14 protein-coding genes are annotated in these 23,975 nt (G+C 42.9%); 11 read left to right on the top strand and 3 right to left on the bottom strand.

Annotation, left to right across the window (positions count from 1 at the left end; translation table 11 throughout):
• Nucleotides 1-7 precede the first annotated feature (7 nt).
• The 4 genes from BC343_RS28035 (at nt 8) to BC343_RS28020 (ending at nt 8,900) form a co-directional block, all read left to right on the top strand.
• The gene (locus BC343_RS28035) at nt 8-2,791 is read left to right on the top strand and encodes a M16 family metallopeptidase (RefSeq protein ID WP_078351134.1); all 2,784 of its coding nucleotides are present in this window, start codon (nt 8-10) and stop codon (nt 2,789-2,791) included.
• Nucleotides 2,792-3,566: 775 nt separating this feature from the next.
• Nucleotides 3,567-3,812 carry a hypothetical protein gene (locus BC343_RS28030; RefSeq protein WP_143822391.1) on the top strand — a complete coding sequence of 82 codons (246 nt, stop codon included), beginning with the start codon at nt 3,567-3,569 and terminating at the stop codon, nt 3,810-3,812.
• Nucleotides 3,813-4,329: 517 nt separating this feature from the next.
• Complete coding sequence (locus BC343_RS28025; protein ID WP_162276962.1) at nt 4,330-8,475, top strand: PAS domain S-box protein; 4,146 nt, start codon at nt 4,330-4,332, stop codon at nt 8,473-8,475.
• The gene (locus BC343_RS28020) at nt 8,472-8,900 is read left to right on the top strand and encodes a response regulator (protein WP_078351131.1); all 429 of its coding nucleotides are present in this window, start codon (nt 8,472-8,474) and stop codon (nt 8,898-8,900) included. The genes BC343_RS28025 and BC343_RS28020 overlap by 4 nt, the downstream gene beginning before the upstream one ends.
• A gap of 32 nt (nt 8,901-8,932) precedes the next feature.
• Here BC343_RS28020 and BC343_RS31905 read toward each other — a convergent pair whose 3' ends face one another.
• From BC343_RS31905 to BC343_RS28005, 3 genes are read right to left on the bottom strand one after another with little or no spacing between them, the layout of a single operon-like run.
• The gene (locus tag BC343_RS31905; RefSeq protein WP_078351130.1) at nt 8,933-9,583 is read right to left on the bottom strand and encodes an acyltransferase; all 651 of its coding nucleotides are present in this window, start codon (nt 9,581-9,583) and stop codon (nt 8,933-8,935) included.
• An 11-nt stretch (nt 9,584-9,594) separates the two neighbouring features.
• Nucleotides 9,595-10,248 (bottom strand): acyltransferase, encoded by a 654-nt coding sequence (locus BC343_RS28010; RefSeq protein ID WP_078351129.1) that lies wholly within the window; start codon nt 10,246-10,248, stop codon nt 9,595-9,597.
• A 2-nt stretch (nt 10,249-10,250) separates the two neighbouring features.
• Nucleotides 10,251-11,444 (bottom strand): glycosyltransferase family 4 protein, encoded by a 1,194-nt coding sequence (locus BC343_RS28005; protein WP_078351128.1) that lies wholly within the window; start codon nt 11,442-11,444, stop codon nt 10,251-10,253.
• A 226-nt stretch (nt 11,445-11,670) separates the two neighbouring features.
• Here BC343_RS28005 and BC343_RS28000 point away from each other — a divergent pair, with 226 nt between their 5' ends.
• The 7 genes from BC343_RS28000 (at nt 11,671) to BC343_RS27970 (ending at nt 23,973) form a co-directional block, all read left to right on the top strand.
• A complete protein-coding gene (locus BC343_RS28000) occupies nt 11,671-13,017 on the top strand; it encodes a sigma-54-dependent transcriptional regulator (RefSeq protein WP_078351127.1) in 1,347 nt (448 codons plus the stop codon).
• A gap of 186 nt (nt 13,018-13,203) precedes the next feature.
• Nucleotides 13,204-16,944, top strand: a complete 3,741-nt coding sequence (locus BC343_RS27995) for a PAS domain-containing hybrid sensor histidine kinase/response regulator (protein ID WP_078351126.1) — start codon at nt 13,204-13,206, stop codon at nt 16,942-16,944.
• 9 nt (nt 16,945-16,953) lie between these two features.
• A complete protein-coding gene (locus BC343_RS27990) occupies nt 16,954-18,123 on the top strand; it encodes an FIST signal transduction protein (RefSeq protein ID WP_078351125.1) in 1,170 nt (389 codons plus the stop codon).
• Nucleotides 18,110-19,609, top strand: a complete 1,500-nt coding sequence (locus tag BC343_RS27985; protein ID WP_078351124.1) for a response regulator — start codon at nt 18,110-18,112, stop codon at nt 19,607-19,609. Before BC343_RS27990 ends, BC343_RS27985 begins: the two co-directional genes overlap by 14 nt.
• Nucleotides 19,610-19,853: 244 nt before the next feature.
• Nucleotides 19,854-20,597 (top strand): TolC family protein, encoded by a 744-nt coding sequence (locus tag BC343_RS27980; RefSeq protein WP_162276961.1) that lies wholly within the window; start codon nt 19,854-19,856, stop codon nt 20,595-20,597.
• A 5-nt stretch (nt 20,598-20,602) separates the two neighbouring features.
• Nucleotides 20,603-22,777 carry a GumC family protein gene (locus BC343_RS27975; RefSeq protein ID WP_078351122.1) on the top strand — a complete coding sequence of 725 codons (2,175 nt, stop codon included), beginning with the start codon at nt 20,603-20,605 and terminating at the stop codon, nt 22,775-22,777.
• The gene (locus BC343_RS27970) at nt 22,777-23,973 is read left to right on the top strand and encodes a glycosyltransferase (protein ID WP_078351121.1); all 1,197 of its coding nucleotides are present in this window, start codon (nt 22,777-22,779) and stop codon (nt 23,971-23,973) included. The genes BC343_RS27975 and BC343_RS27970 overlap by 1 nt, the downstream gene beginning before the upstream one ends.
• Nucleotides 23,974-23,975 lie beyond the last annotated feature (2 nt).

The raw sequence follows: 23,975 nt of genomic DNA, 5'->3' as shown, positions 1-23,975 counted from the left end.
AAAACAAATGAAGATAAAATTATTACTCGCTTTGGGTTTGGCCGCCTTAACTACAAGTTTGGTGCAGGCCCAAAATATTCCGCTTGACGCGGCAGTGCGTACGGGTAAGCTGCCTAATGGCTTTACCTATTACATCAGGCATAACGTGGAGCCAAAGAACCGGGTGGTTTTCTACCTCGCCAACAAAGTAGGCTCGGTTTTAGAAGCCGACGACCAGCGCGGCTTAGCACATTTTATGGAGCACATGAGCTTTAACGGCACGGCTCATTTCCCCAAAAACGAATTGGTGAATTACCTGCAAAAAGCAGGCGTACGCTTTGGTGCCGATATTAACGCCTATACCGGTTTCGATGAAACGGTATACCAGTTGCCGCTGCCTTCGGACCCGGAGATAGTGAAGAACGGGCTCGAAATTATGCACGATTGGGCACACGGTGCAACCCTCGAAACAGCCGAAATAGATAAAGAACGCGGCGTTGTGTTGGAAGAGAAACGCCTTGGCAAAGGCGCTGCCGACCGTATGCGCACTAAGTACTTTCCGCTGATACTAAACAATTCGAGGTATGCCAGCCGTGTACCCATTGGTACAGAAGAGGTGCTGAAGAATTTTAAGCCAGAAGTTATCAGGCGTTTTTATGGGGATTGGTACCGTCCGAACCTGCAGGCGCTAATAGTAGTGGGCGATGTAGATGTTGACCAGATGGAGAAAACCATCAAAGCTAAATTTGCCGACCTGAAAAATCCCGCGAACGCCAGGCCGCGTACCAAATACACCGTGCCGCTCACCGGTAAAAATCAGTTTATTGCCGTGACCGACCCGGAGATGACATCGACCAGTGCACAGGTAATGATAAAGCAACCCGAATTACCCTTGCATACCGATGCCGAATATCGTACCAGTATAGTGCGGGCGCTTTATAACGATATGCTTGGCGGCCGCTACGCCGAATTGGCAAGGCAGGCAGATCCGCCTTATTTAAATGGTGGTGCCAGCATAGGCGGCTTTTTGGGCGGTTTGGATGCGTACACCATATCGGTTACCGCAAAACCGGGCGAATTGGAAAAGGGCTTTAAAGCCGCATGGCGAGAGAACGATCGTGCCAAACGTTTCGGCTTTACCGCTACCGAACTTGCCCGCGCAAAAGCCGGCTATCAAAACCAGTTAGAATCGGCATTGCGCGAAAAGAGCAAAACGCCATCGAGCAGTTACGTAAGCGAATACCTGCAATACTTTTTGCATGGCACGGCTGCCCCCGGTATCGATTACGAGTATAAGCTGGTAAGCAGCCAACTGCCGGGTATTACTTTGGAAGAGCTGAATACCCTGGCAAAAACCGCCACGAAAACTACCGATAGGGATATTTTGCTTTTGGCTCCCGAAAAAGATAAAGCCAGCCTGCCTGCGGAAGCCGTATTTAATAAATGGATAAAAGAGGTGGAAGCCGAAAATATTACAGCTTTTAAAGATGAAGTGAGCAACGAAAGCCTGCTGAAGAAAGAGCCGGTTGCAGGTACCATTATCAGCCAAAGTAAAGATGAAAAACTGGGCGTTACCACGCTGATGCTAAGTAACGGTATTAAAGTATTGCTAAAACCTACCGATTTTAAAAACGATGAAGTAAGCTTTACTGCTTTTGCTCCTGGCGGCACATCCCTTTACAGCGATGCAGAATACCAGTCGGCATCGGCGGCTAACATTATCCCATCTTATGGCGCGGGTAATTACAATACAACCGCACTGAGTAAGTATTTATCGGGTAAGCAAATGAGCGTGCAGTTGTCAATAGGCGAGCGCACCCAAAACATCAACGGCGGTGCTGTAAATAAAGATCTGGAGGGCGCTTTGCAACTGATGTACGCCTATGTTACCGAGCCGCGCAAAGATTCGGTATTGTTCCGGGGGATGATAACTCGCTCTAAAGCCGGCCTTGCCAACCGGCAGAACGACCCGAACAGCGTTTTCCAGGACACGATATCCGCCACGCTGGGCAACCATAGCGTTCGCCGTACAGGCCCCTCAGTGGCTAAATTAGATCAGGTTAATTTGGATAGGGCATATGCAATTTTTAAGGAGCGCTTTGCCAATTTAAGCGGTTTCACATTTGTATTTGTGGGGAGTATAGATACTGTTGCCATAAAACCCTTGTTGGCTAAGTATATAGCCAGCCTACCGGTAAACGGTAAAACAGAGCCCGCAAAAGATTTGAATATCAATATCCCTGCCGGTAAAATAGAAAAAATGGTTTATAAAGGCACCGAACAAAAAGCCACTGTTAACCTGGTGTTCTCCGGCCCGTTCGACTATAATTTCGAAAACAAACTGAAGATGGATGCGCTGAAGGAGACTTTGCAGATACGTATGCTGGAAAGGCTGCGCGAAGACGAAGGCGGCGTTTACTCGCCGGGGGTACGCATGGCTACGGCTAAGTTGCCGCAGGGCAGGTTTAGCACCACTATTACCTTTGGTTGTTCGCCTCAAAATGTAGATAAGCTTATAGCATCGGCATTGGATGAGGTGGAGAAAATTAAAACCACAGGCCCATCGCAGCTGAATGTAGATAAGTTTAAAGCCGAAACCCAGCGCTCGATAGAACTGGCACTGAAAACAAACGGCTTTTGGGCCGGATACCTGGGCGGGCAGTTACTAAACAACGAAAACCTGCACCAGATAGACGACTATATTAAACAGGTAAATGCTATAACCCCGGCGGATATAAAGGATGCTGCAGACAAATACCTTACCGGTAAAAACTTTATAAAGCTTGTGTTGCTACCCGAAGCGGGTAAATAAGATCCTTCTAACCAAAAAACTCTTCGTTCTTTACGTTTTTTCATTACGATAAATGAGAGCAGTTAGTGATTAATTTTCAATGCCCTTCGAAAGAGCGAAGGGCATTTTTGTTTCTTGCGGCTTTTAAATTTGGCCTTCGTTGGCATTAATTTGAAAACTCGGTAGGAGTAGGGCACGGGTGCTGCCAGGAAACAAAAAACGCCTTAAATGATGCATTTAAGGCGTTTTTGAATCGTTCGATATATAAATTGCGGAGAGGGAGGGAACAGATGCTGAAGATCTGTGTGCTCTAAATCAGCTATTTATAATTCTTAGTGTTTGGAGGTCACCGAATAGGTCACCTGCCAAATCATTCAATTGCCGCGAATGCTTATGTTACTAATTTAAGTAATTTTTTCGGGGTAATCAAATCTATTTCTTTAGCGTCAAGTTCTTCTGATGAGGCTGAAGAATCAAAAGTAAGCTGGCATTTTTTGCTTTCGTTTCCTTTAGTGATATGATTATTTTGACCTTCTAACATTATCCATAAGACCAGATACTTAAACGTTTCCTAGTTTTTTATTTAAGTTTCTCTTTGTATCCAGATTGTCCCTGGTGTGGAGGGAGAATTACTGGCAGCGTTTCGCAGGGAAAACGTTCGAAATACTCGTATTATCATTGCATGGGAAATAAATGCGAGGGCCGGTTCCGAGCTGAAATGTTGAATATTAACTAGGAACAAATGCTAAATGCATTTTGACTCCGACCGGAGGTCCGCGAGCTATTTGATCTCGTTTTGGAAGACGAGAACATTTTTACCAGCGAAAAGAATGTGTGGATGAGAGGAAGGTTTTGCTTAATGAGATCTCGCGGCGTGAGGCTCAACTTTGAAAGCTACGGAATATTTTCTGGACGGAAAATAGATAATGACGACTTCGCAAAATTAAAGAACGAATACAAAGCAATCCTTGAGCAACAAAATGAGCAACTGCAAACTATCGATAAGCAACTAATCCATTTTGACCTTAATGACAAGCCTTGAAATTATGCAGACTTGAATCATTTAAAGTGTTATAAGGGTCAGGACGTTAAAGGGAAGCGTGACAATATAAGTTTGTTTACGCCAGTTTACATAAACTCTGGAGTTAGGGCTTACAATCGAACATTTAGTATCATCTTTAACTTTTTGGCTAATTCAGAACTTAAAATGGAAAGAGCGGATAATGCGTTTTCTTAACAGCATTTCGCCGGTTATTTTATGAGCGGCACGCCTCCATAAGCCTATTTATAACGCATAGAAGTTTCAAATGCAATGTGGCAGTTTCGTGAAAATGTAAATTATTGCGCCATGTGATAAAATGAACAAAATGAACAAAAAAACATTCAGTTGCGGTTGTTTTAACTACGCAATACACATACTAATTGGTAACTTTATTTAAACCTTAAACACAGGAGCCCCCCGGTCCTTAAACCAACGTAATATGATTGAGCCCGGCGCTAATGAAAATACTTACGAAAACCATTCGAAAACGGTTTTAGAGGGAGAAAATCGTCTTTTTTTGAAACTCATTGAGAATAGCTATTCGGGGATAACGCTGCTGGATAAAAACCTTAAAATAATATACCGTAGCCCTTCTGCACGGGGTATAAGCGGCTGGGATTTAACCGGCGGTACCGAGGGTATGATCGATAACTTCACTCATCCGGAAGACCTTGCCCTTGTTAAAGAAGCTTTTGAAAAGGTATTCGCCTACCCCGCGCAACCCGTGAAGGCGGTTTTTCGCACGCGGAATTTTGAGGGGTATTATATTTGGCTGGAGTGTGTTTTTACGAACATGTTGGACGATGAAGATGTGGCGGGCATAGTTTGTAATTTTATAGATGTAACTGAACAAAAAAACATCGAAGAAGCGCTTAACCGAACCGTTCACGAACTAACAGATTATAAATACGCTTTGGATGAGGCGGCTATAGTTGCTATAACCGATCAAAAGGGTATTATAACCCACGTTAACGAGAATTTTTGCAGGATTTCGAAATATTCGCGAGACGAACTGATAGGTAATGACCATCGTATCATTAACTCGGGTTATCATGATAAAGATTTTATAAAGCAGTTGTGGGCCACCATAGCTAATGGCAGTATTTGGAAAGGGGAATTAAAAAACAAGGCCAAAGACGGTAGCTTTTATTGGGTTGATACTACAATAGTACCTTTCTTGAACAATAAGGGAAAGCCTTACCAATATGTGGCCATTAGGAGCGATATCACCGAGCGGAAAATCCGGCACGAAAAAGTAATGGAGAACGGCCGCTTTATTAAAACCATCACCGATAATCTCCCCGCTATCATAGCATACTGGACATCCGATCTTCAGTGTCTGTTTGCCAATAAAGGCCTGTTGGATTGGTTTCAAAAAAAACCTCACGAGGTACATGGTATACATAAACAAGTACTATTAGGCAAGAAAGAATTTACTGCGCACGAAGAACATATCAACAACGTACTTAGGGGTACACCGCAAAGCTTTGAACGAACTTTGATAAGGCGCGATGGTAAAAAAATATATACCTACACACAATATGTTCCCGATCTGCAAGGCGGAGCGGTCAACGGCTTCTATTCGTTGATATATGATATAACCGAGGTGAAATTGGCTGAGGAGGCGTTAAAGAAGCAGACTGAGCAGGTAGAGCACCTTTTAGATAGCATAACCGATGGCTTTATAGGGCTGGACGAGAACATGTGCTATACCTATGCAAACAAGCAATTAGGTAAAATGATAGAGGTAGATCCCCAAACGCTTGTAGGCCGAAACGTGTGGGAGGTTTTTCCAAATGCGGTAGGTTCACCAACTTTTTATGCCATACAGGGTGCCTTTGCAAAAAAGGAGTTTGTGCAAAATGAAGACTACCAGGAGCATCTTGGCTTATGGCACGAGAACCGTATTTACCCAACGGGCAATGGCCTCTCTATTTTTATAAGGGATATTACGCAACGTAAAAAGGAAGAAAAACACCTTAAACTACTTGAATCGGTAATCACCAATACATCAGACTCTATTTTAGTAACCGAGGCCGAGCCGTTTGATGAGCCCGGGCCGCGCATTATATATGTTAATGAGGCCTTTACTAAGATGACGGGTTACACGCCTGAGGAGGTTATAGGCCAAACCCCAAGAATGTTTCAGGGGCCAAAAACTAAGCGGGCCGAGCTTGACCGGCTTAAAGCAAGTATGCAAAAATGGGAACCTTGCGAAATAAGTACGATTAACTACAAAAAAAATGGCGACGAGTTTTGGGTGAACATATCAATAGTACCCGTAGCCAACGATAAGGGCTGGTACACCCACTGGGTTGCCGTAGAACGCGATATAAGCAAAAAGAAGAATGAAGACCTGCAGAAAGAACTATTGGCCGAAACAAGCCTTATTTTTAGCGAGGATGCCCCGTTATCGGATACGCTTAAAATTGTATTGGCAAGAATAGCAGCTTACGGAGATTTTGTATTGGCTGAGTTTTGGTTGGTAGACCGCGAAAGGAAAAAGGTAAAACTGGCAGTAAACCACTGCGAACGAGGGGGTAAACTGGAGAGGTTTTTAAACGATAGCTCACAGCCCCGGAGTTTTAATTACAATGAGGGTTTCCCGGGTAAATGCTGGGCCAACGGGCAATTGATGTATTGGAACCATACTGGTGATGATGGTGATTTTATGCGTGCAGCAATGGCACGGCAATGCGGGTTAAAACGAACTTACGCCGTACCATTGGATTGCAACGGAGAAGTAATCGGTATTTTGTTGTTGATGATGGATCGTGACCAGCAGCCGGCTATGGGCCTGGTGGACCTGTTCAGTAATTTTAGCAGGTATTTTGGTGCCGAAATTAGAAGAAAACAATTGGAGCAGGAGTTAAACCAGTTAGTAACATTTGCGCCCGATGTGATATGCATAGTTGGTTTAGATGGCTATTTTAAAAAAATAAACCCTGCATTATGCAAATTGCTTGATTATACCGAGAAAGAATTGTTGGAAAGGCCTTTTTTTGATTTTATGCATCCGGAAGACCGAACATTCTCGATGGGATTATTAGATAGCTTTGCCGCAATAAATGAAAACCTTTATGTAGAGAACAGATACTTAAGCAAAGGTGGGAAAATAAAATGGTTATCGTGGTCTACAACACCTATGACGGGAGAAGGGCTGATATTCTGTGTAGCAAAGGATATCACGGACAAGAAGGAACTGGAAGACCTATTGAAAAAGGCAACCAACCTGGCAAAAATAGGAAGTTGGGAGTTGGATCTCGTAAGCGGGTCTGTTTATTGGTCGGCTATTACCAAAGAGATATTAGAAGTTGAAGCTGATTTTGAACCTACGCTGGAGTTAGGCATATCCTTATATAAGGAGGGTGAAAGCCGCAATAAGGCAGTTGAAGTTGTGCAAAACGCTATTCAGAATGGCGAACAATGGGACGAAGAACTGGAAGTGGTATCTCCCTCGGGTATAAATAAATGGGTTAGGATCATCGGCGATGCTGAGTTTACCGGCGGTATTTGTGTAAGGCTTTATGGGAGTTGCCAGGACATAAGCGTTCGGAAGAAAGCACAGATGCAGATACAGCAAACTCTTAACGAGAAGAATACCATATTGGAAAGCATTGGCGATGCTTTTTTTGCTATCGATAGAAATTGGATAATTACGTATTGGAACAAGGTGGCTGAAATTGTGCTGGGAAAACAAAGGCAGGAAGTACTTGATAAAAATATTTGGCAGGTGTTTCCCGAGGCCATAGGTTCTGAGTCGTACAAACATTACAAGGCGGCCATTGAACGCCAAAGCCCGGTTCATTTTGAAGATTATTACCCCCCGCTGGAAAAGTGGTATGAAGTAAGCGCCTACCCATCAGAGATGGGGCTATCAGTATATTTCAAAGATATTACCGACAGGAAGTTGTATAGTATAAAACTACTTGAGCTAAATAAGAACTTACAGAAACAGGCCAAGGATCTCGCCATTTCAAACGCCGAATTGGAGCAATTTGCCTATGTGGCCTCGCATGATCTGCAGGAGCCGTTGCGTATGGTCACCAGTTTTTTAAGCCAGCTCGAGCGTAAATACAACACGGTGCTCGACGATAAAGGGCGACAGTACATTTACTTTGCTGTTGACGGTGCAAAGCGTATGCGTCAGATTATTTTAGACCTGTTGGAGTTTTCGCGCGTAGGTAAACTGGAAGATAAACTTGAAATAGTGGATGTCAACATCCTGTTGCAGGATATTTTGATATTGTTCAGAAAAAAAATAGAAGAAAAGCACGCCGAGGTTAAGGTGGGCGTGATGCCTGTGCTCAATACTTATATAACAAGCCTTAGGCAAATATTCCAGAACCTGATAGGTAACAGCTTGAAATATACGGAACCTGGCGGCCCGTCGCCTATTATTGAAATAAGTTGCGTGGAAGATGCCATGCATTGGCGTTTTAAGATAAAAGATAATGGTATTGGTATCGAAGATGAATATTTCGAAAAGATATTTATCATATTTCAGCGATTGCATAACAAGGATGAATACTCGGGCACTGGAATGGGGCTGGCCGTTTCCAAGAAAATTATCGATAGCATGGGTGGTAAGATATGGCTCGAATCGAAGCCCGGGCTGGGTACCACATTTTATTTCACCATTTTAAAAAACAACAGGCCATGACACCAATACATATTTTGCTGGTTGAAGATAATGAGGGCGACATCCTGTTAACAAAAGAGGCCCTTGAGGATAGTAAAATTATAAATGATATAACCGTTTTAAAAGATGGCAAAGCAGCCATGGATTATTTTGAGGAATTAACAACCGACACGCCAAGGCCCGACCTGGTTTTACTTGATATTAATTTACCCAAAAAAAGCGGGCACGAGGTGCTGGCATTCCTTAAAACCCACGATAAATACAAGCAAATACCGGTAATTATGCTTACCACATCATCATCTCAGCATGATATAGTTGCAGCTTACAAAGGGCATGTTAACTGCTATATAACCAAGCCGATTGATGTAAACGATTTTATAAAAGCAGTGGCTAAAATTGAAGAATTTTGGATAAACATAGTAACCATACCTGCCGACCGGAGGTAGAGCCCTGTTGTAATTAATATTTACCTGCTACCCTACGCTAATACCGCATCCCTTAGGTTCGTAGTTTTTTGTGCTGCTACACGTTGCCATTCTTTTTCCTCAAAATTGTACCGTTTTATGATCTTAGCCGGATTACCTGCTACAACACAGTAAGGCGGTACGCTTTTGGTAACTACGGCACCTGCCGCCACCACACTATGCTTGCCAATGGTAACTCCGGCAGTTATTACCGCATTGGCGCCTATCCAGGCCTCATCTTCAATAACAATGGGGGCGGTTGTTACTTTTTGCATACGTATGGGTAAAGTAACATCCTGGTAACCGTGGTTTAGCCCGCTGCATACCACATTTTGCGCCATTATAGCCTGGTTGCCCATAGTTACCGGGCCAATAAGCACGCTGCCAAGGCCAACCCTGGCGTGGTCGCCAATTATAATATCGCCAACGCCATTGTTAACAGTGCTAAAATCTTCAATTGTGGCGTTCGCTCCAACCGAAAACTTGTTGAAGGGGAATATATCCACCCTTGCACTTGGCCTAATGATCGAGTTTTTACCGCGTTTATGAAAAAACGGTGCGGCAAATAGCCTAACCCAAAGGCGCGGGCGGGCGTCGGTCACTATAAGTTTATGTACTATAGCTTTTAAGCGTGGGTTCGATTTAATTTTGGCTGTTAAGTTCATGATGTTATAGTTTAAAAAGTTTGTTCAACAGGTTTAATATTTCTGATAGGTTTGGCAGGCACGCCGCCTACAAGGGTATAAGGCGGTACATCCTTAGTAACAACAGCGCCGGCAGCTACAACTGCGCCATCGCCTATACTTACCCCTTTTAGCACAATACAACGCGTAGCCAGCCATACGTTGTTGCCTATGAAAATGGTTTGTGCCCCCGAGTTGGTAGTATGCGAGGCTACATCGTGAAAGTCATCATCCATAATTACTACATCGTTGGCTATATGGCAGTTGCTACCAATGCGGATGCATTTTCTGGATGAAATTACAGCGCCCGTATTAATGAAAGTATTGTCGCCAATATCTATCAAAGCCCGCGGGCCCGCAGATATTTGCGTGCGCCCTATGTGCGACCAAATACGGCAATTATTACCTATAAAAATTCTTCCCTTGGCGTTTACCAGCAAATTGCCTTTTACGGTTACCATTTTACCAATTGTGCAATTGCGAAGCCTTATGCGGGCATTCGGTATGTCTATAAGCATATACCTTAACATTGCCCAAAAGAACACCTTATAAATATTCAGGCGCTCGGCTGTATTTTGAGCGGGGCGGCCATAATAATCGTTGGCTAACACCGCTAACTTGGCCGATATTTTTGCTTTGAAGTTCATAATTATATCGCTTTCTCTATTTCGTGATAAATAGCCACTGTTTTCCGGGTAGTTGCGTCCCAGCTAAATGCTGCGGCACGCCTTTGCCCTGCTTTTGATAATTTATAGGCCAGCAATGGCAGGTTGAGTATTTGGTATGCAGCAGTAGCAATTTCATTTGGTTTATGTGGGTCGGCAAGCAGAGCTGCATCGCCGGCTATCTCTGGCATGCACGATACTGATGATGTTACCACCGGTGTTCCGCTGGCCATAGCTTCGATTATTGGCAAACCAAACCCTTCGCTAAAAGAAGGAAACCACAACATGCTGGCACCCTGGTAAATGGCCGGAAGGTCGGCTTGTGGTATGTAATCAACCAGGTCGATATATCCTTTAAGCCACATTAGGTCCTCCTGTTTAAGTAATTTGTGCAAATGGGCTGCAGAAATGCCTTTCATAAGCAACTTGGGTGTAAATGCGTTTAATTTCAATAGCTTAGCGTATGCGTTAAGCACACCCTCCGTATTTTTGCGCGGATCGGTATTGGCCATAAAAAACACGTAGCCTCTTTGCACGCCATATCGTTTAAGTGTACGGTTAAGCGTTTCGGTGCTCAGTTTATCAAAAAAATGCGGGTCAACTCCATTATGTATTACTTCTACTTTCTCGGCGGGTATACCCAGTTTTTCTACAATTAATCGTTTTTGAAAAGCCGATACAGTGATCACTTTTACCGCTTTTTTTGCTATACGGCCAACCAAAAGTTTGCGGTATACATTACCCAGGCGTTGATACCAGCTTGCATGCGACTTAAAGTTGTTTTGCTCTAAAAAAATAACATCGTGCAGGGTAAGTATCAAAGGCAGGTTGGTATTTAAAGGGGCTGTATTAGCAGTGCAGTGCAAAATATCAGCTTTTATTTTGGTGCAGGCTTTAGGTAATAAATACTGCTCCCAAATAAAGTAGGGTGCCTTTCTTAACATATGCACTATTCTGTTTTGGGTAGTGCTTATGCATTTGTCCGAATCTCTTTTTACCATTACATGGTAGTCAATATTATCTTCTTCCATTGGCAACCGCTTAAGCAATTCCTGGGCAACCACGTCCATACCATGTTTATGCGGCCTGAAAATGCGTTGCACTTCAATGGCTATCTTCAGCCTGTTGCTTGTTTCATCAGGCTCGAGTGTTTTGAGTAAAGTTGAATCGAGTAACATATTTTTAGATTATATTGTGAATACTGAAATCCACATATGCCACTAATATGCCACTTGGCTAAGTATTTGATTTTCAGTTTGTTTATTTGTGCCAATTTCTTTTTATTGGAAAAAATTCTAAAATAGAAAAACCGATATTGGCGCTTATAAGGCAATAGCCACAGGCTTTTTGTACAACTATTTGGAGTGTATTGCGTATAATTAAACTGCAACTAACCATTATAAAATGAGCGCCTATAATATTTTTATTGTGGAAGATGACCGATGGTATGGCGAGATCCTTGAATACCATTTTAGCCTGAACCCTGATTACAGAGTAACGCGTTTTGAGAACGCAAAAGATGTTTTGAATAACCTGTACCTTCAGCCGGATCTTATTACTCTTGATTTCTCGCTGCCCGATATGCCGGGCGACAGGCTTTACCAAAAAATAAGGGAAGTAAATTCCACGGTACCGGTAATTGTAGTTAGTTCGCAACAAAATATTACCGTAGCTGTAAACCTGCTTAAGATGGGAGTAAGCGATTATGTGGTGAAAGACGAAGCGGCCAAGGATCTGCTGTGGAACAGTATTATAAGGATACGCGAAACGCAAACCTTAAAAAACGAGGTTATACATTTGAAGGAAGAATTGCGGCAGAAATTCTCGTTCGAAAAAACACTTATCGGGCAAAGCGATGCTCTCAAGCGTATTTTTGGGATGATGGAGAAAGCTACCAAAACAAACATCAACGTATCTATAACGGGCGAAACAGGTACGGGTAAAGAGGTGGTGGCAAAGGCCATTCATTACAATAGCGACAGGCGCAAGGGTACCTTTGTACCCGTTAATATGGCAGCTATACCTAAAGATCTTGTAGAAAGCGAATTGTTCGGTTACGAGAAAGGAGCTTTTACGGGCGCCCTTGCACGCAAAAGCGGTAAGTTCGAAGATGCCAATGGAGGTACAATTTTTTTAGACGAGATAGCAGAACTTGACCTTGCCGTGCAAAGCAAACTGTTGCGTGTTTTACAAGAACGCGAAGTTGTAAGGATAGGCGGGAACGAAAAAGTAAAGCTTGATATACGTTTGATAACCGCCACACACCAAAACCTGGCCGAGGCCGTAAAGAACGGAAAATTTAGGGAAGACCTTTACTACAGGCTTATGGGTTTACCTATTGAATTGCCCCCTTTGCGTAACCGCAATAATGATGTACTGATTTTGGCTAAATTTTTTGTTGATGAATTTGCCAGGCAAAATAAAATGGGGTCTATAAATATAAGCCAGGAAGCAAAAAGTAAGTTGTTGAAGTACAATTATCCGGGAAACGTACGTGAACTGAAAGCTGTTATTGACCTGGCTGCTGTAATGTGCGACGATAACGAGATTAAAGCCGACGATATAACCTTTAACTCTATTAAACGCGAAGACGAATTTTTATCTGAGCAAAAAACCTTGCGTGCTTACACTTGCGATATTATTAAGTTTTACCTTAAAAAAAACAATAACGATATTGCCATTACGGCCGCCATGCTGGATATCGGTAAGAGCACTATTTATAAAATGATGCAGGACAAAGAACTGTCTTAGATTTTATAATTTCTATTTTTTAGAAAATTTTCCAAAAAATAGAAATCATTTTTGTTGTTTTGTTTTTTAAATATTTGATTTTCAGGTATTTAAATATATAAAGATTCGTGGTACGATTTTGATTATACCAGGTGGGGCAATTAATAATGGCCTGATCTGATAATCAATTACGTTCACCGATCACCAATGCAAGTAGACACTTTACCCTGTAAGGGAGATTTTGAAACAAACGGCTATGCGCTGCTTACGGAGCAAAATCCAGATCCGCTATTTTGTATAGGGGTAGGCGGTAACATTTTAAGCTGTAACCCCGCCGCCGCGCTGTTAAATGAGTTTGTATTCAATGGGGCCATCTATCCTATAGCTGACTTTTGGCGCTATTTTGCCGAACAAGGCAATTACACTGCCGATAATTTCTCTTTCGAGGTCTCTGCGCTCGGAAACGAATACTCATTTGTTTGCCGGTATTTACCCGGGCAGATATTTTTTAACGTTTATGGCCGCGAAATAACCTGTGCAAAAAAAGCGCGGCAGGAGTTTGCGCGCCTGTCGTTAGTAGCCAGTGCAAATGATAACGGCGTATTATTTAATGATGCGCAGGGAAAAGTGTTATGGGCTAACCAAAGTTTTTGCAAGCTTACCGGGTATACTGTAGAAGAGGTGTTGGGTAAAAAAACACTTGATTTTTGTAGCGGCCCTTTAACCGACAATGCTATACTTATTGAGATAGCCGCAGCCATTGGTGTTTGCAGTTCTTTCGATAAAGAGCTCATACATTACCGTAAAAACGGTACATGGTTTTGGGGAAGAGTGCGCGGGCAAAGCTTTCAAAATACGGCCGGCGAACTGGAGTATTTTGCTGTAGTTGAAGATATTAGCCGGGAAAAAGACCGGGACGAGAAGTTGAAAGTGCTTTCGCAGATCGCCGAGAATAACATTAATGCCGTTATTATTACCGACAAAGAAGGTGTTATAACATGGGTTAATAAAAGTTTCACAACTATTACCGGGTACACCGCTGCCCAAGCTTTGGGCTGCAAGCCCGGGCATTTGTTGCAGGGGCCCGATACCGACAAAGAAACCATAGCGTATTTAAAAAATCAAATAAGCAGCGGGCAACCATTCAGTACGGAGATACTTAACTATAACCGATCGGGCAGTCCCTATTGGTTGCGTATACAGGGGCAGCCAATTACCAACGACAACGGAGAACTAACCGGCTTTTTTGCGCTCGAAGAGGATGTTACCGCCGAGAAACAGGTGCAGAGCCGCATTAGGGAGTCTGAAGAGCAATTTAAACTCGCCCTCGAAAAAATAGGCGATAATGTATGGGAGCACGATTTTACCACGGGTAAAACCAATTTCTATAAATCAACAGATGAGCTTTGGGCGGAAGGCAATACCGAAGGTAGCGATAGGATGGGCTGGTGGGTAAATGTACATCACGAGGACCTCGATCTGCTTAAAACTAATTACCATCAATATAAAACTGGTAGTATACGCTCACATAACCTCGAATACCGAATACTGCATGCCGATGGTACCATTAAATGGGTGTTGGATAAAGGCGTAGTATTGCAGCACAACGAAAAAGGCCTGCCGCTTAAAACCATTGGTACCCATACTGATATAACGCTTATTAAACAAACCGAGATAGAGTTAGAGCAAAGGGTTAAACAGTTCAAATCGTTGTCGGAAAATATCCCCGGCGTAATTTACGAATACGAATTCAGAGCTGATGGTACCGAGGGTTTGCGTTACGTAAGCCCCGCCGTTGAGCGTGTATTTGGAATAAGTGCTGCAAACTTTATGAATTATGGTGCTTATGTGCAGCCGGCAGATATGGAACGTATCAGGGAGAAAAATCAACAGAGCAAAAGAACGCTACAGCCTTTTTACGACGAGTCGCAGATATTTATTCCGGGACAAAAGCCAAAATGGCACTCGGTTCATTCATCATTTTCTTATATATCGCAAAATGGCTCCAAGGTATTTACCGGCTATATGAAGGATATTACCGAACGTAAAACCATAGAGGCATCTTTGCGGGCCAACGAAGAAAAGTACCGCAATATAATTGCCAACATGAACCTGGGCCTGCTTGAGGTTGACCGCAATGGAATGGCAACTTATGCCAACCAAAGCTTTTGCGATATGAGCGGCTACACGCAGGAACAGCTAATGGGAAAAGATGCCGGAAAACTATTTTTATCGAACGGCCATGACGAGATATTGGCAGAAAAAAAGCTGAAGCGTGAGCGCGGAATTTCTGATGCTTACGAACTTGAAGTACAAGACAAGGCCGGTAGAAAAAGATGGTGGTTAATAAGCGGCGCACCAAGGTATAACGATAAGCGCGAACTGATTGGCTCGATGGGCATTCATCTGGATATTACAAACCAGAAGTTACAAGAGGCCGAACTGGTGGCCGCACGCGTAAAGGCTGAGCAACTTGCTCAGGCAAAGGATGCCTTTTTGGCTAATATGAGCCACGAGATACGTACCCCCATGAATGCTATATTAGGCATGAGTAACCAGTTAGTTAAAACAACGCTAACAGCTCAGCAGCAATTTTACTTAAATACTATTCTTTCTGCTTCAGATACCTTGCTTGTGATCATCAATGATATCCTGGATCTTTCCAAGATAGAGGCGGGAAAACTTGCAATTGAAGAGATAGGTTTCGAACTGCATAAAGTAATATCGCAAGTTGGCCAGGTAATAGCACATAAGGCAGAAGAGAAAGGCCTTAACTTATGTATAAATACACCACCGGCAAGCATTAGGCCCGTTCTGCTTGGCGATCCGTACCGTATAAGCCAGGTAATTATAAACCTACTGAGTAATGCAGTGAAATTTACTCAAAAGGGTACTGTTTCGCTAACCTGCAATTTGCTGCAAGAAAAGTATGATAGCCAGTTAATAGAAATAGTAGTAGAAGATACAGGCATTGGCATGGAACAGGCCTTTGTGGAGAAACTTTTCGAGAAATTTAGCCAGGAATACGAATCGATGGCCAGGCAGTTCGGTGGTACCGGTTTAGGCATGAGTATTTGCAAAGAACTTTTGGCTTTAATGAACGGCGATATTAAAGTTACCAGCCGCAAAGGCTACGGCACTAAAGTTACCATTGTATTGGAGCTGCGCCACGGAAGCCAGAAGCACTTGCCGCAAAAAAATAGCGATTGCTTTGCCCCTGGGTTTTTGACAGGGAAAAAGGTGCTTGTTACCGATGATAATGAACTAAACCGTTTGGTTGCGAGTATTATACTGCAAAATTACGGGGGGACGGTAATTACAGCGCAAAACGGACAGGAAGCCCTGTTGATGATAGAACAACAACGGCCTGATGTTGTATTAATGGATGTACAAATGCCCGTTTTGAACGGCCTTGATGCTACCCGCACAATACGGGAGCGTGGCTATCAACTACCTGTTATAGCTTTAACAGCTGCCGCGATAAAAGGAGAACGCGAAAAGTGCATTGCAGCGGGCATGAATGATTATATTACGAAACCTTTTAAAGAAACCGAATTTTTAAGAACAATAAATGATTGGTTTTTTGGAGAAAAACTGCACTTTGAGATGAAATTGTATAACCTGGATAAACTTAAAGAGATAAGCCGAGGTAACGAGGCATTTGTAAAACGTATGGTTGATATTTTTTGCTCGCAAACACCGGGCCTCGTGGCTGATATGGTTTCAGCTTACCACAACAACGATCTGGTGAAAATGGGGGCTATAGCGCATCAACTAAAGCCAAGTATCGAAAATTTGGAGATAGCTAAATTGCAACAAGTAGTAAAGTCCATCGAAAATATAGGGAAAGAAAGAACTGAGAACGTTGGCCTTGCCGAATTAATTAGCGAGGCAGAAGCTATAACGGATATAGTTATAAAACAAATGAAAACCGAATACCCCGATTAATTTAATAATATGAAAGTAGCCCAACAGTTGTATAAGGACGGAAGATTTATTGAGAGTTCCGGAGTGGTTAGTAATAATAGCACAAGTTTGCTTGTATTGGCCTTTGGCGATAAAAACTTGCTATTAACCGATGGCATCCATAATAAATTGTTAACCGTATATCCTAATGCAAATATTGTTACATGCTCTACCTCGGGCGAAATTTACGATAGCGCAGTAAGCGATGGCACTGTTTCTGTAGTTGCTTTAGAGTTTGAAAAAACTGCAATAAAAGCCGTAAATGTTAACGTAAACGATTTCCCGAACAGTTATGATGTGGGCAAAAAGCTGTTTAACAACCTTAATACAGCAGGGCTGGCCTATGTGTTGTTGATCTCAGACGGGGGCTTGGTAAACGGCAGCCAATTGGTTAAAGGCATTGAGGACGTTAATATTAATAAAATACCGGTTACCGGTGGCCTGGCCGGCGACGCTGATAAATTTAACTATACATTAGTTGGCCTTAACCAGGCGCCTGCTGTGGGTAACGTTGTTGCCGTTGGTTTTTATGGCGATGCTCTTGAGATTGGGCACGGCTCTTTAGGTGGGTGGGAAATATTTGGCCCCGAAAAAATTGTTACAAGGTCGCGCGAGAACCATTTATACGAAATAGACGGAAAGAGTGCGCTGGGCCTTTACAAACAATACCTTGGCCGCTATGCCGACGATCTGCCCGGCTCTGCGCTGCTGTTTCCGCTGTATGTAAGATCTGCCGGAACCGATAATAGTGTTGTGCGTACCATATTGTCTATAGATAATGCCGAACAAAGTATGACATTCGCCGGCGATATACCCGAAGGGTCATACATCAGGTTTATGAAAGCCAATTTTGATAAGCTTATTGATGCTGCTACAACTGCAGCAGTTAACACAGCAGGCCAGTTACGGTCAATAAAACATGGCAACCCTCAGTTTGCGCTGCTGATAAGCTGCGTAGGCCGCAAGCTTATTTTAGGTAAAAGGATCGATGAGGAAGTAGAGGCAATAAAAGAAATATTTGGCCCCGAAACGCTGCTGGGAGGCTTTTATTCGTACGGCGAAATATCACCCTTGCAGCAAAACGGGCAATGCCAGTTGCACAATCAAACCATGACCATTACTACCTTTAACGAAGATATTCCCCCACATGAACTATCATAAGTTATTAAACCGGCAACTTAAAAAGTACGGCAACACAGAGTTGCTGGCCCATCCCGACTTTGAGCGATTTTTAGAAGCAGTGAACGACTCATACGAAGCGTTCGACAAAGACAAGGAATTGTCTGACCATGCCTTCATGATAAGCGAGCAGGAATTCGCCGAAATAAATGCGCAGCTAAAAAAGGAGAGCGACCTTAAAAAGCTATCGATAGAAAAGCTGAAGAATACGTTGTATCATATCAAAGACGATGATGCAGGCGAAAGTGGTGAAGTTGACGGCGACATACTGGCGATTTTAGAAATTCTTAATCAGGAAATAACAAAACGGAAAGAAACAGAACAGCAGTTGTTACTGGCTAAAGAACAAGCAGAAGCCGCCAATAGGGCCAAATCTGAATTTCTATCTATTATTAGTCACGAGATACGAACACCGCTCAACGCGGTGATCGGTATGGGGCATCTACTTTTAAAAAACCATCCCCGCACCGATCAGGTTCACAACCTTACTACTCTAAAAACATCGGCAGATAACCTGTTGGTACTGATAAATGATATACTTGATTTTAACAAGATAGAAGCCGGAAAGCTTGATTTGGAGGAAGCGCCGTTCAATATCGAAAAGCTTGTTAACGAACTTGTAAACGCCAACACCAATGCAGCAAATGAGCGCGAGAACAAGATCGAGATCTATATTGATGAGCATATGCCCAAGGCCTTTATTGGCGATACATTAAGATTAGGGCAGGTGTTGAATAACCTTATTTCTAACGCAGTAAAATTTACATTAAGGGGGCTTATTAAAGTTAACGTAACGCTTAAAGAACTGCGGGCAGAAAGCGCCTTAGTGCAAATTGCGGTAGACGATACCGGGGTAGGCATTGCAGCCAACAAGCTCAACGATATATTTTTGCCGTTTATGCAAGCCTCTACTTCTATTACAAGGCAATACGGAGGAACCGGGCTGGGCCTTGCTATTACTAAACGTATATTAAACTTGCTCAATAGCGATATAAAAGTTGCTTCGGTAGTAGGTAAAGGGTCTACGTTTTATTTTACACTTGAATTGGAACTCGACCCTGAAGAGCGCCAGGTAAACGCGGAGGATGATGCATTAACTTACGACCTGAAAAACAAGAAAATACTTTTGGTTGAAGATACCCTGTTTAATGTATTATACGCAACACAGTTAATAGAAGGTTGGAACGCGCAAGTAGAAATTGCCGATAACGGGGCCATTGCTATAGATATATTAAAAGAACGCGATTGCGACCTCGTACTAATGGATCTGCAAATGCCGGTGTTAGATGGTTACTCGGCCACTCTAAAAATTAGAGAGTTTAATAAAACTACACCCATAATTGCGCTTACGGCATCGGCTACCAGCAACGTGCGCGACAAAGTTTTAGAGGTGGGCATGCAGGATTACGTAACTAAGCCCTTTAATCCCGACGATTTTTTCCTTAAATTAAAGAAATACCTGGCTTAGCTTATTCACTATAGGGCTATATCGCCCAGGTTGTTATGAACGGGGCATTCCCTTTAGCTTACATTTTCTATATTTTGGAAAATATTCTTGCTTTTAGAATTATGGCATAAGGTTTTCAATTTTAAATTGTTGATAATGAGCATTTTGTGTTGATTTTTTGCTTTGGTACGCTTTTTCGTTTTAGCCTATCAGATCAATAAATCATTCCAAAAACAAAATGCAAATTATCAAAGCTCTTAAAATTATGGCACTGGCAACATTTAGCTTAATGTTGTTCGGTGGCCAAGCGATCGGGCAAACCAATAATGCTAAAACTGCGCCCACAGAATTGCCCGATGAGCAAAAAGACCTGCAAAGCCAACTGCTTCCTCTCGAAGATATATTAGATATTGCCGTAAAAAACTCGCCATCGGTAAAGTTTCAAAGCGACCTCATAGAGGCGGCAAAATCGCAGCTGGAGTTTAGCAAACGCGTTTGGACAAACAACATCACCGGCTTTGTTAACTATTCATCCGGCAACCAAAGTATCATTACTTCTGATAGCCAAACCGCCGGTAACCTTTCATCATCAAACATAACCAATGGTTACCGTATGGGCGTACAAATAAACCTACCCTTATACGAATTGGTTGGCCGTAAAGCAAGGGTGAACCTGTATAAATACCAGCTAAACTCAACAGTTGATAAACGCGATGAATCTATCCAGGAATTAAGGAAGAATGTAATTCAGCTTTATTATAGCCTTTTGTATTATAACAACGTCCTTAATATCCGCAGCGAGGCCAAGCAATCTGCTATAAATCAGGTGGCTGTTGCTCAAAAGCAATTTAAAGATGGGGTTATAGACATTGCAGAACTTTCTCGCCTTAAAACATTTGAGGTAAATGCCCGCGCCGACTATGAAGAAGCCAAACGCGAATTTTCCATAGCTTATTATCAAGTAGAGCCTGTGGTTGGTGTATCTGTTCCACAATTAATGCGCAAATAATAGCCATGGTACATTTCATAAAACTTTTGCTAAAACACATCACCTGGCTATTAATTATACCGGTAGTTTGTGCCACCACTGTGTTTGTTTTAACACGAAAGGCAAAAAAAGAATATTCGAGCTTCACTACTTTGTATACAGGTGTAGCTAGTGGTTATTCTATAACAAGCACAGAAGACGAACGCCTCGACTATTTTGCCGTAAATAATGCTTTTGATAACTTGCTTGCTTCGGCAAAATCGCGCGAAACTATAGAGCAGGTGGCGTTGCGCCTTTTGGCAGAGCATTTGGCATTGCAAAAGCCAGATCCAAAAGTGTTAGGCGCCGATGGTTTTGATAACTTACACAAAGCAGCCGGGCACGAGTTGCTTGCCAAGGCGCAGCAACTAAAAAACAGCGCTGCTATATACGCATACATTCAAAAGCTTTACAGCTCCAGCCCCGACAATAAAATAGAAGCGCTGTTGAACCAACCCGGTTCATTTTACAATATAGATGATCTGAGGGCGAATCTTGTGGTTACCCGCATTACCACCAGCGATATTATACAAATAGTTTACAATTGTTCAGATCCTGCTGTTTGCCAGCGTACCCTGCAAATACACAGTGAGATATTTACAGCAAACTACCGCAACTTAAAAAGCGATCAAACCAATAGTGCTGTACAGTATTTTGAAGCAAAACTGGCCGAAGTGAAAGCCAAGCTGCAACGCTCGGAAGATGAGATGAAGGAGTTTGGCAGGCAGCATCATATCATTAACTATTACGAGCAAACACGCTATATAGCCCAGGAGAACGAACAACTCAATCGCGAAATTTATGGGCAAAAAATTGCGCAGAATGCAGCTGCAAATGGAATGGATATGGTTGAGAAGAAGCTGCATTCGCGCGATAAACAGATAGATAACAGTACAAAGCTGATCGACCTGAGGCAGCGGTTAAGCGATGCCAGTGCAGGTTTAGAGCGCGCAAAGGTTTTTGGCGATAAAAGTAAAATAGAACGCCTTACCGCACAAACTCAAACACTGGAAGATTCTATAAAACAGGCATCTGCAGATTATAACAACCTAAATTATACGCTGGAAACTGTGCCTCGCAACAGCCTGATGCAGGAATGGGTTGATAATGCCGTAAATAGCGGCAATGCAAAAGCAGGCTTAAAGGTGCTGGGTGGCGAAAAACGTGAATACCAGAAGAACTTTGATGAATTTGCTCCGCTTGGCTCAACACTTAAAAGGCTCGAGCGCCAGATAGATATAAATGAGAAAGAGTTTTTATCGATCCTTCACGGGCTGGAACTGGCGAGGTTGAGGCAAAATAACCTTTCGTTAAATTCAAATATCGCCATTCAAGACAAACCGTTTTTGCCTTTAAAAGCGCAGAAATCTACCCGTGTATTGCTTGTAATGGTTGCGTTTTTGGTTGGTTTTATTTTAACAGCGGGTTCAATTATTGGCCGCGAGTTAATGGACTCATCCATACGTACCCCCGAAAGGGCAAAAAAAATAGTGCATTTACCTTTAGCAGGCGTTTCGGTGCTTGTGAACGAAAGCTGGGCATCAGCATATAACGCTTCGCTGAGGCAACTTCTTGCCGAGCAAATGATAAATGTTTTGCTTCCGTTAATTAATGCATCTATGGCCGAAAAAGGTTCGGCACAGCTCACTTTATTGCACAATAAGGCCGAAGCCTACCAACCCCAGGATATCGCACTTTTTAATAACCTTTTTGAAGAGTTATTTGGCCCTGTTAATTGGGTGGTACCTGCCTCAGAACTGCCTGCCTTCGAAAGATCTTTACCGGTTTCTAACTATACTGCTTATACACCTTCGGTAGCCTTATTAAATGTTAGTAACATAGGGCAAATTGCCGGTAGTGTGGCGCAAAACGCTAAACTGGTTGTCTACGTAGCTCCAAACCTTGCGCAGCACAGCCTTCCACTTGCACTTACACAAAATTCTTGCGCCGGCCTTGTAGTTGTTAACGCAAATGATACCTGGCTGCCGGTTGATAAAGAACTATTGGCAAAATTAAAAGCCTCGCTCTCGGGCACGCCGCTTTATACCTGGCTAGTAAAAACCGATGAAAGTAACCTCGACAACCTGGTAGGGGAGTTGCCCCGTCAGCGCAGTTGGATAAGAAGGAAAATTAAAAAGATAGTAACCTTAAACTTACGATAATGCAAAAACAAAACCACATAGTATGCTGTGCTTTGCCTGCCTGGCAGGGCGAGTATCTGCGCTCCACAGTTGAACTTATGAAGTGCCTTGCTGCTACCAATCTTGTTTTATATGTAGATTATGCTTACTCTATTTCTGATTGCTTTAAAGCAGTTTTAGGTAAAAAGAAATTTGATTGGAAACGCGTGCTGGGCTTTAAAAGCCGCCTGCAAACTATTGAACGTAATGGCGAAAATGGCCTTTACCTACTATCGTTACCGCCGGTTTTACCGGCTTTTGCAACATCATCTTATAAAATATTTAAAGCCATAAATAAGCTTAATGCGGCCATCACCGGCTATTTTATTAATAAGGCAATAGCCAAACTTAAAATGGCCAATGTGGTAGAATTTAACGCCTATCAACCTTTCCTGGGCAACTACTGGAAGTTAAAGAATGTTGGCTTTAAAGTATTTTACATGTATGATGAGTTTACCGGGGTGCCCTATTTTAAAGGTTTTGCCGGCAGGGAAGAAGCCGAATACCTTTCGCACGCCGGGTTGGGGGTTGTAACTTCTGCCGAACTGAAAACCCGTAAGCAGGTTGCCGATACACCTGTAGAAGTAGTGAATAATGGTGTGCATTTTGATGCCTTTTATAACCAAACAACCAAATTATTTGCCGGGCAGGGAGGCAATAAAATAGTTGGCTACACCGGTAATATTGATGGGCGTTTAGATGTGGCATTATTGGAACAGGTTATAAAAACGATGCCCACCACTGCCTTCGCATTTATAGGCAAAGTTTCAGATGAATCGGTTAAAACTCGGTTGGCCAAATTTAATAATGTGTTTTTTGCCCCCCCTGTTGCACCCGAAGAAGTGCCCTACCTGCTTGATAAATTTGATGCCGGCATTATACCTTATGTGTGCGACCACCTTACAGCCGCAATTTACCCGTTGAAGGCAAACGAGTACCTTGCCATGGGCTTGCCGGTTGTGATGACGCCTTTTGCATCGCTCGGCGAAATAGACGAGGCAATATTATTTGCTGATAATGCCCTGAAGTTTAAAAGATGCCTGGAGCAGGCGCTTGCCGAAACAGATGTACAAGAAAAACTGCACCGTATAGCTTTGGCCAAACAGGCTGACTGGCATTCGCGCGCCGAGCAATTACAGGATCTGATAGAAAAATACAGGGCGGCAAAAGCTGCATGAAA

Origin of the sequence: Mucilaginibacter pedocola, from assembly GCF_002013915.1 — a bacterium.
GTDB classification, from domain to species: Bacteria; Bacteroidota; Bacteroidia; order Sphingobacteriales; family Sphingobacteriaceae; genus Mucilaginibacter; species Mucilaginibacter pedocola.
The sequence above is the reverse complement of the archived record's forward strand: the minus strand, read 5'-3'. Positions and strand labels throughout refer to the sequence as shown.

Coding starts and splice junctions, on each gene's coding strand:
- BC343_RS28035 (WP_078351134.1), top strand. CDS start 8: ATGAAGATAAAATTATTACTCGCTTTGGGTTTGGCCGCCTTAACTACA.
- BC343_RS28020 (WP_078351131.1), top strand. CDS start 8,472: ATGACACCAATACATATTTTGCTGGTTGAAGATAATGAGGGCGACATC.
- BC343_RS31905 (WP_078351130.1), bottom strand. CDS start 9,583: ATGAACTTAACAGCCAAAATTAAATCGAACCCACGCTTAAAAGCTATA.
- BC343_RS28010 (WP_078351129.1), bottom strand. CDS start 10,248: ATGAACTTCAAAGCAAAAATATCGGCCAAGTTAGCGGTGTTAGCCAAC.
- BC343_RS28005 (WP_078351128.1), bottom strand. CDS start 11,444: ATGTTACTCGATTCAACTTTACTCAAAACACTCGAGCCTGATGAAACA.
- BC343_RS28000 (WP_078351127.1), top strand. CDS start 11,671: ATGAGCGCCTATAATATTTTTATTGTGGAAGATGACCGATGGTATGGC.
- BC343_RS27995 (WP_078351126.1), top strand. CDS start 13,204: ATGCAAGTAGACACTTTACCCTGTAAGGGAGATTTTGAAACAAACGGC.
- BC343_RS27990 (WP_078351125.1), top strand. CDS start 16,954: ATGAAAGTAGCCCAACAGTTGTATAAGGACGGAAGATTTATTGAGAGT.
- BC343_RS27985 (WP_078351124.1), top strand. CDS start 18,110: ATGAACTATCATAAGTTATTAAACCGGCAACTTAAAAAGTACGGCAAC.
- BC343_RS27980 (WP_162276961.1), top strand. CDS start 19,854: ATGGCACTGGCAACATTTAGCTTAATGTTGTTCGGTGGCCAAGCGATC.
- BC343_RS27975 (WP_078351122.1), top strand. CDS start 20,603: ATGGTACATTTCATAAAACTTTTGCTAAAACACATCACCTGGCTATTA.
- BC343_RS27970 (WP_078351121.1), top strand. CDS start 22,777: ATGCAAAAACAAAACCACATAGTATGCTGTGCTTTGCCTGCCTGGCAG.